Origin of the sequence: Vibrio casei, assembly GCF_002218025.2 — a bacterium.
GTDB lineage: Bacteria > Pseudomonadota > Gammaproteobacteria > Enterobacterales > Vibrionaceae > Vibrio > Vibrio casei.
This window is the reverse complement of record NZ_AP018681.1, coordinates 127,930-144,309: the sequence shown is the minus strand read 5'-3', so window position 1 is coordinate 144,309 and position 16,380 is coordinate 127,930. Positions and strand designations below refer to the sequence as shown.

12 protein-coding genes and 2 pseudogenes are annotated in these 16,380 nt (G+C 42.0%); 10 read left to right on the top strand and 4 right to left on the bottom strand.

Features of this window, described 5'->3' with window-relative positions; all coding sequences use genetic code 11:
* Positions 1–333: 333 nt before the first annotated feature.
* On the top strand, positions 334–3,495 hold the full coding sequence (locus VCASEI_RS13575) for a chitinase C-terminal domain-containing protein (RefSeq protein WP_089110257.1): 3,162 nt from the start codon (positions 334–336) through the stop codon (positions 3,493–3,495).
* A gap of 100 nt (positions 3,496–3,595) precedes the next feature.
* Here VCASEI_RS13575 and VCASEI_RS13570 read toward each other — a convergent pair whose 3' ends face one another.
* Positions 3,596–3,952 (bottom strand): RidA family protein, encoded by a 357-nt coding sequence (locus tag VCASEI_RS13570; RefSeq protein WP_086960497.1) that lies wholly within the window; start codon positions 3,950–3,952, stop codon positions 3,596–3,598.
* Positions 3,953–4,379: 427 nt separating this feature from the next.
* Between VCASEI_RS13570 and proV the strand changes: the two genes are divergently transcribed.
* The 3 genes and pseudogenes from proV to proX all read left to right on the top strand — a co-directional run bounded on the left by proV (position 4,380) and on the right by proX (position 7,557).
* The gene (gene proV / locus VCASEI_RS13565; protein ID WP_089110256.1) at positions 4,380–5,567 is read left to right on the top strand and encodes a glycine betaine/L-proline ABC transporter ATP-binding protein ProV; all 1,188 of its coding nucleotides are present in this window, start codon (positions 4,380–4,382) and stop codon (positions 5,565–5,567) included.
* Positions 5,568–5,572: 5 nt separating this feature from the next.
* Entirely contained in the window at positions 5,573–6,670 is a 1,098-nt protein-coding gene (gene proW / locus VCASEI_RS13560; RefSeq protein ID WP_086960495.1) for a glycine betaine/L-proline ABC transporter permease ProW, read from the top strand.
* 27 nt (positions 6,671–6,697) lie between these two features.
* Positions 6,698–7,557, top strand: a pseudogene (proX, locus tag VCASEI_RS13555) (glycine betaine/L-proline ABC transporter substrate-binding protein ProX).
* A gap of 95 nt (positions 7,558–7,652) precedes the next feature.
* On the opposite strand, the gene VCASEI_RS13550 reads toward proX, so the two are convergent.
* The gene (locus VCASEI_RS13550; RefSeq protein WP_089110255.1) at positions 7,653–10,523 is read right to left on the bottom strand and encodes an alkaline phosphatase family protein; all 2,871 of its coding nucleotides are present in this window, start codon (positions 10,521–10,523) and stop codon (positions 7,653–7,655) included.
* Between the two features lie 215 nt (positions 10,524–10,738).
* On the opposite strand from VCASEI_RS13550, the gene VCASEI_RS13545 reads away from it, so the two are divergent.
* Positions 10,739–11,230 carry a MarR family winged helix-turn-helix transcriptional regulator gene (locus tag VCASEI_RS13545; protein ID WP_086960492.1) on the top strand — a complete coding sequence of 164 codons (492 nt, stop codon included), beginning with the start codon at positions 10,739–10,741 and terminating at the stop codon, positions 11,228–11,230.
* Between the two features lie 159 nt (positions 11,231–11,389).
* Here the strand turns inward: VCASEI_RS13545 and VCASEI_RS13540 are convergent, their stop codons facing one another.
* Complete coding sequence (locus tag VCASEI_RS13540; protein WP_089110254.1) at positions 11,390–11,773, bottom strand: helix-turn-helix domain-containing protein; 384 nt, start codon at positions 11,771–11,773, stop codon at positions 11,390–11,392.
* A gap of 88 nt (positions 11,774–11,861) precedes the next feature.
* Here VCASEI_RS13540 and VCASEI_RS13535 point away from each other — a divergent pair, with 88 nt between their 5' ends.
* The gene (locus tag VCASEI_RS13535) at positions 11,862–12,353 is read left to right on the top strand and encodes a DUF2938 domain-containing protein (protein ID WP_086960490.1); all 492 of its coding nucleotides are present in this window, start codon (positions 11,862–11,864) and stop codon (positions 12,351–12,353) included.
* Here VCASEI_RS13535 and VCASEI_RS13530 read toward each other — a convergent pair.
* Positions 12,345–12,815: a MarR family winged helix-turn-helix transcriptional regulator gene (locus VCASEI_RS13530; protein ID WP_086960489.1), complete on the bottom strand. Its 471-nt coding sequence runs from the start codon at positions 12,813–12,815 to the stop codon at positions 12,345–12,347. The two genes, VCASEI_RS13535 and VCASEI_RS13530, sit on opposite strands and share 9 nt — an antisense overlap.
* 146 nt (positions 12,816–12,961) lie before the next feature.
* Here VCASEI_RS13530 and VCASEI_RS13525 point away from each other — a divergent pair, with 146 nt between their 5' ends.
* The 4 genes and pseudogenes from VCASEI_RS13525 (at position 12,962) to VCASEI_RS13510 (ending at position 16,307) form a co-directional block, all read left to right on the top strand.
* On the top strand, positions 12,962–13,840 hold the full coding sequence (locus tag VCASEI_RS13525; protein ID WP_086960488.1) for an EamA family transporter: 879 nt from the start codon (positions 12,962–12,964) through the stop codon (positions 13,838–13,840).
* Positions 13,841–13,879: 39 nt separating this feature from the next.
* Positions 13,880–14,469: pseudogene (locus VCASEI_RS13520) on the top strand (NADPH-dependent FMN reductase).
* A gap of 85 nt (positions 14,470–14,554) precedes the next feature.
* Positions 14,555–15,229, top strand: coding sequence for a pyrimidine 5'-nucleotidase (yjjG, locus tag VCASEI_RS13515; RefSeq protein ID WP_089110253.1), 675 nt, complete (start codon positions 14,555–14,557; stop codon positions 15,227–15,229).
* A gap of 178 nt (positions 15,230–15,407) precedes the next feature.
* Complete coding sequence (locus tag VCASEI_RS13510; RefSeq protein WP_089110252.1) at positions 15,408–16,307, top strand: SMP-30/gluconolactonase/LRE family protein; 900 nt, start codon at positions 15,408–15,410, stop codon at positions 16,305–16,307.
* The last annotated feature ends 73 nt before the right edge of the window (positions 16,308–16,380 follow it).

Here is a 16,380-nt window from a genome sequence, read left to right as displayed (position 1 = left end):
ATAAATAAATCATTCCATCACGCATTAATTAGCACAAAAAACCATCAAAAAATATTAACCAGCAGATTATGTTGTTCATTTATCATATCATGGTTAAGTCAAAATCGGCTTGTGAGTACAAACCCAATTACACTGTTACACGCTAGAATGTGAATTTTTCGAGTCAGTATGTAATTTTCATAAAATTCCAGTGTGTATTACATCAATTATCCTACAGTTGTTTTGCGTGAGAATTTAAGTTGTAACTTCAACTTGCGCAATAAGATTAATTTTTTATTCACGATAAAGACATTACCTATGTGAGTAAAAACCATACGTTAGGGATAATCATTAATGAAAAACGGTCAAGTGAAACTAGGCAAAAATGCCTTTAGGTTAAGTGCCTTAACGGCATCATGCATGATGGCTTTCAGTAGTTATGCTGCAGTAGATTGCGGCCCATTAGATCTGTGGGATACCGCAGCAGTTTATAATGGTGGAGCTCAAGTTCAACAGGAAGGTAGCGCATACAGCGCAAAATACTGGACTCAAGGAGATAGCCCTAAAGATGCCGGGCAATGGGGAGCTTGGGCACTGGTTGATGCTTGTAGCACGGATGTTGTGACCAATGAAGCCCCAACGGTTGATCTCACCTCTCCAACCACGAGTACTTCTCTCACTGAAGATGATGAAGTGACATTAACCGCCAATGCAACAGACAGCGATGGCACAATTGCTCGCGTTGACTTCTTAGTCGATGGTGACGTTATTGGGCAATCAACCAGTGCACCATTCTCAGCCACTTGGACAGCGGTTGCTGGTACTCACGCATTTAGTTCGATTGCTTACGATAATGAAGGCGCGCAAAGTACTCAAAGCACCGTAACTCTTGAAGTGCAAATGTCTCAAACTGACACCAACCAAGCACCAAGTGTTTCTGTTGCACTTTCTAGCAGCAGCGTAACCTTAGGTGAAGTGGTTACATTAACCGCTACTGCCGCAGACTCAGATGGCACCGTTGATAAAGTCGACTTTTATGTTGGTGGCAGCCTAGTTGGAACCGTCGCCTCTTCTCCATACACTCTTAACTACACGACGACTCAAACTGGCTCTGTTTCTGTTTTTGCTAAAGCCACCGATAATGAAGGCGCAACTACAGACTCTGCTACGGCAAGCTTACAAGTGACCAGTGATCAACCGGTTGCTGCAACTTGTCACCCAGATGGTCTATATCAAACCGAAGGTGTGAACGTTCCTTACTGTAATGCTTACGATGAAGAAGGTCGTGAATTAATGGGGGCCGATCACCCTCGTCGTGTTATCGGTTATTTCACTAGCTGGCGTGCCGGTGATAACGATCAAGCGGCTTACCTAGTCAAAGATATTCCTTGGGAACAATTAACTCACATTAACTACGCGTTTGTCAGCATTGGCTCTGACGGTAACGTTAATATTGGTGATGTTAATGATCCTGAAAATGCCGCGGTAGGTAAAACTTGGCCGGGTGTCGATGTTGATCCTGAACTAGGGTTTAAAGGTCACTTTGGTGCGCTTGCGACTTATAAAGAACGTTATGGCGTGAAAACCTTAATCTCGATTGGTGGTTGGGCGGAAACGGGTGGTCACTTTGCGACTGACGGTTCACGTGTTGCTGACGGTGGTTTCTACACGATGACTACTAATGCCGATGGCTCTATCAACCATGCTGCGATTGAAAAATTTGCCGATTCTGCTGTTGAATTAATGCGCAAATACAAATTTGATGGTTTAGATATTGATTACGAATATCCAACCTCAATGGCTGGTGCCGGTAACCCATACGATAAAGACTTTATGGAACCACGCCGCGAGCACTTATGGGCATCATACCAAGAGCTGATGAAAGTTTTACGTGAGAAAGTCGACCGCGCATCAGAAGCAGACGATAACTACTACATGTTAACCATTGCAGCGCCATCATCTGGTTACCTACTACGTGGTATGGAAACCTTTGATGTAACGAAATACCTCGATTACGTCAACATCATGACTTACGACTTACATGGTGCTTGGAATGATCACGTTGGTCACAATGCTGCGCTATACGACACAGGTAAAGATTCTGAGCTTGCACAATGGAATGTTTACGGAACTGCCGCTTACGGTGGTATCGGCTACCTAAATACTGACTGGGCTTACCATTACTTCCGTGGTTCTATGCCTGCTGGTCGAATCAATATTGGTGTTCCTTATTACACCCGTGGTTGGCAAGGCGTCACTGGTGGCGATAACGGCCTATGGGGTCGTGCTGCACTACTGAACCAATCTGAATGTTCAGAAGGTACCGGTGAAGGTGAGAAAAACAACTGTGGTCATGGCGCAATTGGTATCGACAACATGTGGCACGATACTGATCCGAAAGGCAACGAAATGGGCGCAGGCTCAAACCCAATGTGGCATGCGAAAAACCTAGAGAAAGGCATTTGGGGCTCTTACGCTGATGCTTATGGTTTAGATCCACAAAACGATCCAACCGATGCACTAACCGGTACTTATACTCGTCATTACGATGAAATGGCGGTGGCTCCTTGGTTATGGAACGCAGAGAAACAAGTCTTCCTATCAACTGAAGATAAAGAATCCATCACCACCAAAGCGCAATACGTTATCGACCAAGGTATTGGCGGTATCATGTTCTGGGAACTAGCGGGTGACTACAGCTGTTATGTCCTTGATGAGAATAGCAACCGTACAAGTGTCGATCCAACCGAGCAAGCGTGTGCATCTGGCAACGGTGAATACCACATGGGTAACACTATGACCAAGACCATATATGATGAGTTTAAGTCAGCAGCGCCTTACGGCAACAAGGTGGCAACCGGAGCAATGCCTGACCAAGTAGTCGATATTTCAGTCAGCATTGGTGGGTTTAAAGTGGGTGACCAAAACTTCCCTGTAAATCCGAAAATCACCTTTACCAACAACACAGGTCAAGATCTGCCAGGTGGAACCGAATTCCAATTCGATATTCCAACCTCTACACCAGATAATGCCAAAGACCAGTCTGGTGGCGGTTTAGCAGTGATTAGCTCAGGTCATAGCCGTGCGGATAACATTGGAGGCTTAGATGGCGACATGCATCGCGTTGCCTTCACACTTCCTTCTTGGAAAGTCCTACCAGCTGGCGAGTCTTATGAATTGGATATGGTGTACTACCTACCAATTTCGGGCCCAGCCAACTACACCGTAAATATTAATGGTGTGGACTACGGCTTTAAGTTTGAGAATCCAGAACTGCCTTTAGGTGATATTTCATCAAGCACAGGTGGCGGCGATAATGGCAACAGTGACGGAACTTGTGATAGCGCTGGACTGGTTACCTACCCTGACTTCCCTCAAACCGACTGGCAAGGCAACCCAAGCCATGCTAACCAAGGTGATAAAGTCATCAACGACGGTATGGTATACCAAGCTAACTGGTGGACATCATCAGAGCCGGGTAACAACGCTGACTGGACAAAAGTCTGTACTCTATAAGCTTAAACGCGAATAGATAAAACCAAAGTAAAACGCACGCCGATATCAAAATCGACGTGCGTTTTTATTTTTATAACCTAGTTAGTTAAAAAGGATAGGTTTAATCTTTCTTTAATGCCGCAGTGACTATCAATTCCACTTTTAATTCTGGACGCGCCAATTTCGCTTCGCCACACGCACGCGCTGGAGCAAAACCTTCTTCAAAAAATTCATCCCAAACGGCATTCATCTCTTGAAAATCAGCCATATCTGCAAGCCAAACGATGGTTTGTAGTACATGTTGTTTATCGGATCCAGCTTCTGACAGCAAGGTTTCAACACGACGTAATGCTTCCGCGGTTTGCTCCGCCACACTCGTTCCAGCAACACCTACTTGACCACATAAATAAACCGTCTCGTTATGCACAACAATTTTACTCATTCGTTGATTGGTTTGCTGGCGCTGAATTGTGCCCATGACTATTGCTCCTAGTGAATAATTTAAAGAAAAACAAAACATTTAAAACCCAAAGAAATATTCATTAGGCCAAAAGAATTTGGTGGAAGAATAACGGATTGATAAAAGTATTAGTATACCCACCTTCCAATATCTGAATCATATTTCTCATAAATAATTCCAACCTAACCATTTAAAGGGCAAATATCTTGTTCGTATCGAATTCTAAACTCAAACATAACCTTTACACTTCAAATATTTACCCTTATCAACCTCATCTTTAAACCAATACAAAAAAGCCAATAGAAATAACAATTTTGTTAATTACAGCAACTTGTGCGCACTGTCTAACTTTTGCAATTTCATGACAAATTGTTTAGGGCACTAAACAGTTTACAAGACATTAGATGTTTTGGTTTTGTAAAAAACTAGCCAAGGATGCTAAAGAATGACAACGAAATTAGAAGTAAAAAACCTCTATAAAGTGTTTGGAGAAACACCCGATGAAGCATTTTCTCTCATCGATAAAGGTTTAGATAAAGATGAAATTTTTGACAAAACTGGCCTCACTGTTGGGGTAAAAGATGTTTCACTTTCGATTAATGAAGGGGAAATATTCGTCATCATGGGCCTTTCTGGCTCAGGCAAATCCACCTTAGTTCGATTATTAAATCGTTTAATTGAGCCGACTCGTGGCCATGTTTATTTAAACGGTAAAGACATTGCGGTGATTTCAGATGAAGAATTACGTAATGTGCGACGCAACAATATCAGTATGGTTTTCCAAAACTTCGCCTTAATGCCTCATATGAGCGTAATTGAAAACGCTGCATTTGGCCTTGAATTAGCAGGCGTTGATTTGGACAAGCGTAATGATTCCGCTCGAAATGCATTAGCTCGTGTTGGGTTAGAAAATCAATGTGAATCTTACCCTGATGAACTTTCTGGTGGCATGAAACAACGTGTTGGGCTTGCCCGGGCCTTGGCGACCGACCCAGACATCCTTTTAATGGATGAAGCCTTTTCTGCTCTGGATCCTTTAATTCGGACTGAAATGCAAGAAGAACTAATCCGCCTACAAAACGATGACCGCCGCACTATTGTGTTCATTTCTCATGATTTAGATGAAGCGATGCGTATTGGTGACCGTATTGCAATCATGCAAGATGGCATTGTGGTACAAGTTGGAACACCGGATGAGATTCTGCAAAACCCAGCCAACGATTATGTCGAGTCTTTCTTTAGTGGTGTAAACGTTGCTGATGTCTATTCCGCGAAAGACATTGCTCGCAAGAAACCGGCTGCCATGTTTAAAAAAGGTGAAACAGATGGCCCTGCGGCTGCATTACAAATTCTGTCCGATCAAGACCGTGATTACGGTGTAGTGGTCGATAAAGCCAATAAATACGCCGGTATCGTATCGGTTAATTCTCTCAAAGTCGCGCACAAAGAACAACGTTCACTTAGCTCTGCGCTATTAGATAACGCCGTTTCTTTACATATTGATACTCCTGTTAGCGAATTAATTAGCCAAGTCGCTGATGTTCCTTATGCGGTCCCCGTCGTGTCAGATGACGGAACCTACTACGGAGTGATCACCAAAACGCGCCTGCTTCAAACTTTAGATAGAGAGTAATTATTATGACGACTGAATCAACCGCCACTCAAGAAAGTGTCAATCAAGCTGCATCGGCCGATCCATGGTCTTCAACCACAACCAGTGCTGCCGATCCTTGGTCTACCGCCAGTTCAGCAGATAGTACGACGTCATGGTTAAGTGATGCCCCGACTCATCCTATTGAGCAACATATCGATTGGGCTCACCCATTTAAAGATGCTGTAATCCCGTTTGATCACTGGGTAGAAACGGGATTGAACTGGTTAGTCACACATGGCCGCCCAATCTTCCAAGCGATTAGAGTCCCTATTGATTTTATTCTGACGTCGTTTCAAACCGCGTTAGTCTCAACCCCATCAATTATCATGATGGTAATTTTAACCCTAATCGCATGGCAACTTGCTGGTCGAAAAATGGGAGCTTCAACTCTCGTATCACTGGTTGTTATTGGACTTATTGGCGCTTGGTCTCAGGCTATGGTGACATTAGCTTTAGTCTTAACATCTGTCTTTTTCTGTTTATTAATCGGCCTTCCAATGGGAATCTGGCTTGCCCGCAGTGACACTGCCGCGAAAGTCATTCGCCCTATTTTGGATGCGATGCAAACCACACCAGCTTTTGTTTATCTAGTGCCCATCGTTATGTTGTTTGGTATAGGTAATGTGCCGGGTGTGGTCGTCACGATCATCTTTGCCTTACCACCGATTGTTCGTTTGACCATTCTGGGTATTCAGCAAGTACCAGAAGAATTAATTGAAGCAGGGCATTCTTTTGGCGCAAGCCCGAAACAAATGCTCTATCGAATTCAACTTCCACTCGCGACGCCAACCATTATGGCGGGTGTGAATCAAACCTTAATGCTGTCACTTTCTATGGTGGTTATTGCTTCCATGATTGCCGTCGGCGGTTTAGGCCAAATGGTACTCCGCGGTATTGGTCGATTAGACATGGGCCTTGCTGCCGTCGGTGGCTTAGGCATCGTTATTCTAGCGATTTTATTAGACCGATTAACCCAAACCATTGGTATTGCCTCTCGTGATAAAAAGACACGCTGGTATGAAACCGGCCCAATATCATTGGTTTATAAATTAACAAAGAAAAATAAAACCGAAACATCTTAAATATTGATTCAATAACAAGGAGATATTATGAATAAATCACGGATGAAAACTTTATTTACAACCAGCTTATTGGCTTCTTCAGTCGCTTTCACCGCTCAGGCCGCCGACTTACCGGGAACCGGTAAAACGGTGCAACCTATCCAATCAACCGTTGCTGAAGAGACCTTTCAAACGCTAGTTGTTAATAAGGCTATGGAAGCGCTTGGTTACACCGTTCAACCAACCAAAGAAGTGGACTACAACGTTGGGTACACGTCAATTGCCAATGGCGATGCCACCTACCTTGCTGTTAACTGGGATCCACTTCATAAAGATAAATATGAACAAGCCGGTGGGGATAATAAGTTCTACCGTAAAGGTGAATACATTTCAGGTGCCGCGCAAGGGTATTTGATTGATAAAAAAACTGCCGACAAATACCACATCACCAATATCGAACAGCTTAAAGACCCCAAAATAGCCAAGTTGTTTGATACCAATGATGATGGCACCGCAGACCTAACAGGCTGTAATCCAGGCTGGGGTTGTGAAAGTGTTGTAAACCACCAAATGAAATCGTTCGGCCTTGAAAAAACAGTGACTAATAACCAAGGTAACTATGCAGCATTGATTGCCGATACTATCGCGCGTTATCGAAATGGTGAATCGATTTTATACTATACATGGACACCTTATTGGGTTAGTGGCGTTTTGGTCCCAGGTAAAGACGTTACTTGGCTAGAAGTTCCATTCTCATCATTACCGGGTAACCGTAGTGATATCGATACAGCCTTACCAAACGGCAAAAACTACGGCTTCCAAATGAATACCATGCCAATGGTTGGATTAAAGCCCACCAAAAGCAATTTGATGCTTGGATTACCGAAGCGAAAAACGCGGCCAAATAATCAACGCATTAGTGATGATACTTTAGGGTACATTCTATCAACCAAGAATAAAAGGTTGCCTCAATATGGCAACCTTTTACTGATTTAAACCAACACTATTCCTGTAGGTTTTTTAAGACCGAAGGATACCCCCAACCGTCGACGCCAACGTTAACTTGATTTCCCGTTAAGTATTCATATAACGTGGGAGCAAGCGAGCCATTATCTACTGCACCTAACCGTGTTTTAGGCTTCATACCATCCTTCCAAAAACCGACAAAAGCGTCTTTCTCTAAATACGTTTCACCAGCATGGCGACCAGGCACTAAAGTATTATAACCAAAGCCATCTTTAGGAAATAAATTCACAGTACCAGCTCTATCATCTTCATATAAATGCACCAGTTGCATCACAGAATCGGGTCGAGTACTCATGGCCGTTAACGATCGCCATTGTGCGGCAATGCACCCCTTTGGCGCCATACACGTTTGCATTAAGCTTTGTTTACGTTGTACTTGTTCATCGGTTAATGCTGCTTTATACGGATTCGTCAGCCCAATCGATAATAATTCCGGAGCACCTTTTCCATCCACTGCTTGATAAGTAATACGCGCCCCAATCCGAGTGATAACTTCATGACGAATCTGCCCATTTCGATAGCCCACCACGCGTACCGCGCAACGCTGAGTAGTGCAGTCAGCTTCTCGTACCACTAAGTAATCTAACGATTCACGTAAACGATAAGCCATTTCATGAATGATGTTCATGGGCTTACCGCCACCAATGGGTTTCAATGTTGTCAGTTCTTTATAAAGCGGCTGAACTTTCCAACCACGTTCAGAATTAAAGAAATCCATCATGTAATTTCCACCAGCGGTAGAAGCAATCACAACATCCACCCCTTTATTACTCGGATAATGCAAAGCGTTCGTCATTTTGGGCCCTTCCCCCTCATCTGATGAAATTTTTAATACTTTCAACTCCACACCTTGCTTTTTCAAACCATCAAACACCACTAATTCTGGGCTAAGCGTATAATGCACCGCAGACAAGCCATGATCTCCCGCCATGCCCCAAAGCGTGTGTTGATGTATTCCCGCTTGTTTGTAAGCCTCATCAACCTGTCCTAGCCAAAAATCTAATCGATTCAACTCCCCAGTTGGATTAATGATCTCATCGCCAAATGGTCCTTTAAAATGAGCAAAGTGATCCGGCCATGGGTTATACATCAATAAATAATCAGGCATAGCTTGTTCATTCAATGTTGCTAACTCGGCGATTTGATCGTTCAACACTGCCTTTTGGCTCATTTTTGTCAGCAGTCGCCAATCACTTAGACTTTGATAAGCCTGAATGTCATTAATCAAAGTTTGGCGCTTTTTCGAAGCGATACGCTCTGCTTTCGCCCGGTGTTGCAATTCCAGTAAGCAACGTTGCTCACCAAAGTCACGAATCGATTCACCCAAGCCTAAATTTACTAACGCATCAAAACTAAGTTGTGCATTCCAATCATATTGAGCATTACAATTCATGGTTTTCAGATAGTTTAAACGATCAAACATGGTCTGCATTCCACGCTGTTCTGTTAAAGGCTCTAACTGCAAAGCATCATTACCAAAAAAGTAATAAGCACGATCTTGTTGCCTATCGACAAAATGAAAATTAGGGATCCCCGTCCCTCCTTCACCAGAAACTGTGGCCCCCGTTTTTACAATCGGTAAATTACGCACACTAATAGTCGGAGTGGATGAAATGCCATCACTAGCAATCCCATTTTTATGTAGCTGATATAACCGCTTAAAAAATGGTAAATAATTCGGATCATTTTCCCCTTTATTTACCAACTGATTCAAAAAATTATGCTGAGGTTGATGCTCTGGTGAACCCATATCACCCTTTGGTTTAAAAGCTTTAAACACTTGGTCTTGTTTGAATGCTTGGTGTAAATAAGGGCTGCCTTTAGATTGAGCTAACCCTTCCATTAAACCTTGGCTTAAACCATCCACCACAATTTGAACCGCTCTGGGTCGGTTTTGCCGTGATTGTAAATAGGCAATTAACTCATCTGGGTTATCTTCCAGTTTATCTTGCATCCACCTCGTAAAGACTTCTGCCCGTTGAGTCGGTTGCACATATTGGCGGTAGGCTTTCAATACATTCATGCGAACAAAATCGATTAAAGTAATCGTCAATGCTTGCGCTTTATTGTTGGTCTTACCTTGGTTGGCCGGTTTCGCATCATCTAAGATGGCATCCATTGCCGATCTCATTTCACCTTGCGGCATACTTTCCGCGTATTTGGAAAGCTCTCCCATGAGCAAAGTTTGAACATGGACAATGATTGCTTGATCTTTTGCAGAGGTGGTTAAATATTGGTAGTGATCAGGCAAAGATTTAGCGAGTTCCCAATCATCATTGTTAAATAATTCATCATAAATACTCACCAACATGGCAAAAAAAGGGCGATTCATCGTCACCCCTTCACGACGTTCAACTTCATCGGCGGGTTGCTCAACATCCCTCATGTCAGATTCTTCTTCATCTAAATAAAAAAGAGTATGTTGCCAAGGCTCTAGCTCAGCAGAAGAATAATGATTAAAGAGATGGGCACGAAATTGGTCTTTATTTTCTGCCCGGCTGTATTGATCATAAAAAACATAGAGAAAATGCCCTAGAGCGATGCTATAGAAAGGATTAGAAAGGCGTTTAATCACTCTATTTTTTGTTTCAAGTGGAAGTGGAAGAGTCAAAATATAGGCATCTAATGTCATGCCAGCAATCGTAAAGGCCGTCACATCACGCCCGACTGAAAACGTAGTATCAAACTGATTTAAAATATTATTTTTTACTAAGGTTCCACTGTAATAAAGCGGGGCAATAACCGGCATACTCGATATTCTATCAGCTTGAGCTGGCGATATTTTCATGCCAATTAAACTCATAATAACGAATAAACCACTGAGCCTTTTTTTTATGACTGGTTTCATTTATTTATATCCTTAATTTTTGTACAATGATACCCGTTCATGATCGCTTAATTGACACACAAAAGCATAAATCATGAGCATTCTTTGAGGATATATCGCCTTTCACTCACACTTAACATAAAGAATACCCATAATTTTACTATTTCAATGCAGTTTTCCCTTTGCGAATAAAAACAGATGGGTTACTTTTCACGTCTTCAATATGGGGGAAAAACATGGACAAACATGAAGAAGTGCTGATAGCAATTCGTCAGATCATTCGCGCAATCGACTTACATTCACGACAGTTAAATAAAGAGCTGGGATTAACTGGCCCCCAGCTACTTCTGATGCGTTCAATTCGTGACTCTGGTGAGGTGACAATTCGTCAATTATCATCAAACACTAATATGAGCCAAGCAACCGCGACCACCATCATTGACCGTATTGAAAAGCGTGGTCTCGTAAAGCGTCACCGTAGCCAATTAGATAAGCGTAAGGTTCATGCTTATTTAACAGAGGAAGGTGCAAAGCTACTAGAAAAGGCCCCTTTGCCACTACAAGATCATTTTATTCAACGCTTTCAGAATTTGGAAAATTGGGAGCAATCCTTACTGCTGTCTTCTGTGCAACGCATATCTTCAATGATGAACGCCGCCGATCTTGATGTAGCACCGCTACTAGAAGTAGGTAATATTGCGCACCATCAAGGTACGCCGAGTAGTTAATCCGAATCATTGGTTTTTATACATCCTCTAATCAAAGAGAACATTAATCATAAAACGTGCAATTAACTGCGTTGATTTGAAATAAAAAAGCCGTAGCCCTCACTAAAATTACGGCTATTTATTTAATTATGTTAACGCTAGTTTAAATGTGGTTTACATTTATATTTTTTGTACGGCTTCCATCATTTTCTGAAAAGATGGGCACTCTAAGTGAGATAATTGAGGGCAAGTCGCAACATGGTGCAAACTCTTTTTTACCGCTTTTAAGTGCCTTATTTGTTCATCAATTTGCTGTGTTTTTTCTAGTAGCAATACTCGATCTATAACTAATTCTTGATGTTCATCAAACATCATTGCTATCTCGGTAAGGGACAATCCCGCCATCTGTCCTAATGATATAATACTCAACTTATTCAAAACTTTTGATGTGTATTGACGTCTTAATCCATGCCGCCCAACAGAATGAATCAAACCCAGTTTCTCGTAATACCGCAATGTAGAAGGTAAACATACCGACCGTTTTGCCACTTCGCCAATATCCATGCATCCACCCTTGACTTAAAGCCAACTTCAAGTTGTATTCTTAATTTACTTTAACAAATCGAGAAGTAAATCTATAGAAGGATCGAACATGAATACTTTATCCATCATCATCATCGGAATGGGCGCAACGGCAATAATGGATCTCTGGGCTTGGTTTCAAAAACACGTTTTAGGGATCCCATCACTCAATTACGCGTTAGTTGGTCGCTGGGTAGGGTATTTACCAAAAGGTCAGTGGCGGCATAAGACCATCATGCAAACCCCTCCTTTACCTAAAGAAGCCATTGTAGGTTGGCTATTGCATTATTTCATCGGTGTTGTTTTTTCTGCTTTGACTGCCTTAATTTTTGGACAAGCATGGCTAGCCCAACCCAGCTTAATGCCAGCATTGCTCATAGGCATTACAACATTAATTTTTCCATTTTTTATTATGCAACCTTGTTTAGGGTTTGGGGTCGCAGCAAGCCAAACCCCAGCACCTTGGAGAGCTCGGTTTTTCAGCTTTCTTGCACATACCTCCTACGCACTCGGTCTATTCTTTTGTGCCTATGGACTTACTATTTTACGAACTTTATTGTAACTTTTTCAGCAGCGTAGCGAGCTGATCTCGTTCTTTTTTATTTAATGGAGAGAGCATACTTTCCATATTCTGGACATGCTCAACCACACTAAGATCGATTAAAGCCATCCCCTCTGCGGTTAATTCTACTCGGCAACTGCGTCGGTCTTCTTCGCTCGCGAGACGCTGTAATAAACCTCTTTGCACTAAAGATTCAATACGAGTACTCATTACACCCGATGACAACATCAGTGTTTGATAAAGCTCTGTTGGCGTGAGTGGTGCTTGGCTACGTCGGAGCGTGGCTAGAATATCAAACTCAATTGAGTTTAATTGATGCTGCTTAAACACCTTCTCCATCTGTTTTTTCCATTGCTCACTGGTGCGTCGAACACGGCCAACCACCCCCATGCTTGAGCAATCAAGATCAGGGCGCACTTGTAACCATTGCTGCAAAATAGTATCGACAGGATCTTTCATCATTCAAACCTCAAAAGTAACTTTCAAAAAAGATACTTGATCAAAATATAAATATCCATTACTTTAATAAAAGTATCTTTTATGAGAGATACTTTTATTAAAGTTTATTCTCTACATATATTAGAGATGGAATAGTTAAGGAAACAATAATGTCTAAAATAGGATTGTTATTACTGCTACTCACCACAGCACTAGCACCCATTCTTTGGGGAAGTACTTATATCGTGACCAGTGAACTTCTTCCTCCTAATAGCCCATTAATGGCAGCACTGATTCGAGCCCTTCCTGCTGGAATACTGTTGATTATGATCACTCGTACCATACCCAAAGGGCATTGGTGGTGGCGCATTGCGTTATTAGGTTTTTTTAATATCGGCTTTTTTTTCTATTGTCTTTTTTATGCCGCCACTTACTTACCTGGAGGAATGGCGGCGTTAGTGATGTCAAGCCAAGCATTAATGGTCATCGTCCTCAGTCGATTTTTACTAAAGAGTACATTCACTTTTCAACATGTTCTTGCCGGTATAATCGGCATTACAGGCATTGGTTTTCTCGTACTCAATAGCCACGCCAATCTTAACCAAACGGGGATTTTTGTCGCGCTGATGGGCACGCTAAGTATGGCGCTAGGTGTAGTGTTAACTAAAAAATGGGGACGACCAGAAGAGATGAGCTTATTAGGTTTCACTGGTTGGCAATTACTCTTTGGCGGCTTAATGCTTGCTCCGATCGCCTTGACAGTTGAAGGCATTCCAAACCACATCAGCCTCACCAATGTATTGGGTTATCTCTATTTAGGCATAATCGGCGCAATTGTAGGTTACTTCTTATGGTTTCGCGGTATAGAGAAACTACCTGCCATTTCCATTTCATTTTTAGGCTTTCTTAGCAGTGTCTCCGCTTGTGTACTCGGCTATATCTTTTTACAACAAGCCTTTACGCCAAGCCAACTAATAGGCGCGCTAGCAATATTCTCTTCCATTATTTTAAGCAATACAACATCCAAAAATAGGCACTCTAACTCGTAATCCATCACTCATTAACTATTTGAATAAAAGGAATTAACCATGAAACTCACTATTGTCTCTGGCAGTCAAAGACCACAATCACAAAGCTTAAATGTCGCTAACACTTTAAAACAATTAGCTCATTCTCAATTTAACGAGATTAATATTGTAGATTTACACGCATTAGATCTGCCTTTTTGGAATGAAGGCGTTTGGAATGGTGGTAACGAGTGGCAACAATGGAAACCCATTGCTCAGCAATTGTCTCAATCCGACGCCTTTATTTTTATTACGCCAGAATGGCATGGAATGGCAACGCCTGCGCTCAAAAATTTTTTGCTACTCACTACAGACGAAGAGCTTGCGCACAAGCCTGCCCTACTTGTTAGTGTGTCCGCTAGTATTAATGGAGTTTACCCTATCAGTGAATTACGAATGACAGGCAATAAAAATAACCATGTTTGCTTTTTACCTGATCACCTCATCTTCCGCGAAGTTGATTCTCTGTTAAGCGAAGAATCAACCATCACAGATCCACATTTCCTTGCTCGATGTGAATATACATTGCAGCTACTGGCTATGCTCATGCTCTCGCGCCTATTCATCGAGATATGTTACCGTTAAACAAACCCTTTCGCTATGGGATGTAAATCCTTCATCACTTGTTTTTCATTTATTGGCTTACCCCAAAAAAGAAAAATCGCTACACTAGCCACAACAAAATAAGGAGTAACCATGAAGTACGATTGGATTTTTTTTGATGCGGACGAAACCTTGTTCCATTTTGATGCATTTAAAGGTATGCAGCTCATGTTTTCTAGAAAAGGCGTGGATTTCACCAAACAAGATTTTGCCACTTATCAAGAAGTGAATAAACCGCTTTGGATTGATTATCAAAATGGCGATATCACGGCAGACCAACTCAAGCACACTCGTTTTGATTCATGGGCGCAGCGACTAAACACCACGCCAGCGGAACTGAACTCAGCATTTTTAGAAGCCATGGCTGATATTTGTTCTGTTCTACCAGGTGCCAAAGAGTTAATGGAAGCGATTACGGGCAAAGCCAAAATTGGTATCATTACTAATGGCTTTACCGATTTACAAGCGATTCGATTGGCTCGCACTGGAATGGATAGCTACATAGATCAAGTTATCATTTCAGAAGAAGTCGGCATGGCAAAACCTGATAGCATCATCTTTGAACATGCTTTGCAACGCGCGGGTAATCCATGTAAATCAAAAGTGCTGATGGTCGGTGATAACCTGCATTCTGATATTTTAGGCGGCATCAATTTTGGCATTGAAACTTGTTGGTTAAACCCACACGGCGCAAGCGCAACTGATAATATTCAACCGCATTATACGGTAAAATCATTATTAGAATTGAAAGCCATTCTTGAGGCTTAATTTCAACGGACGGTGAATCTATTCATCGTTCGTGATTATTCACCGGCTGCGTATATTTATCTCAATCACTTAAGCGAGTCCACTATTGCCAATCTCCTTTAATATTGTTCATACATCTAAAAGCACAAAACCAAAAATTAACCTATAATGATATTTAAATTATCAATATAGGTGAAAAATGAAAAATATCATTGTTAATCTTATCCCATCACCATTATGTGAAATAGGTGAATCGCCCATTTGGCTAGCGTCAGATCAATGCCAATTTTGGGTAGATACCGAAAGTTTCCATATTCATCAATATTCTCCAAGTCTTGAGCTGCACCAAGTCACCACAGTGCCTGTTGCAGTGACAGCAATTGCACCGACTACCAATCAAAACTGGATGGCTGCCACTAAACATGGCTTATACCGATGTAATAGAACATTCGAACATTTTGAATTTATTGCCGATCCAACGGAAGGGAAAAGGGACATCCGGCTTAATGATGCAGTAAATTGTCCCAATGGTGATCTTTGGTTTGGCACTATGAATGAGCAGCAACTTGATCAACCAGATGGTTGTATATATCGATACCAAGCAAGAGACCATTCTATACAACAATTAGATCAAGATTATTCCGTCGCCAATGGCATCGCCTTTAACCCGGAATTAAAGCGAGCATACGTGTCGAATATGTTTAAAGGGCAAGTCATTGAACTACAGATGAACCATGATTGGTCAACTGTTCTCCACAAACGCGTGTTTATCCAATTAAAAGAGCACCAAGGTTTGCCCGATGGGCTAACAACCGATGCAATGGGAAACCTATATATATGCCATTGGAATAAAGGTTGTATCAGCATTTATAACTCTTTAGGCGAGCTCCTCCATACGATCGAACTGCCGGTGAAACATGCCACTCGCTGCACTTTTGGAGGAAAAAACCTTGATTCCCTTTTTATCACAACGGGATGGTATGGAATGACAGAACAAGAGCGAGTAATACAACCATTATCTGGCCGCACCTTTGTTTGTCGTGGGGCCGTTATACCGTCACCATTTTGTGGAAAAGAAGAATACACCTTCTTGGGTTAGTCTCTAAATCTACCTTTTAGCCAGTAGAGATACAATATATAATCGAGAAACGTCAGGGATAACAGGTATCAAC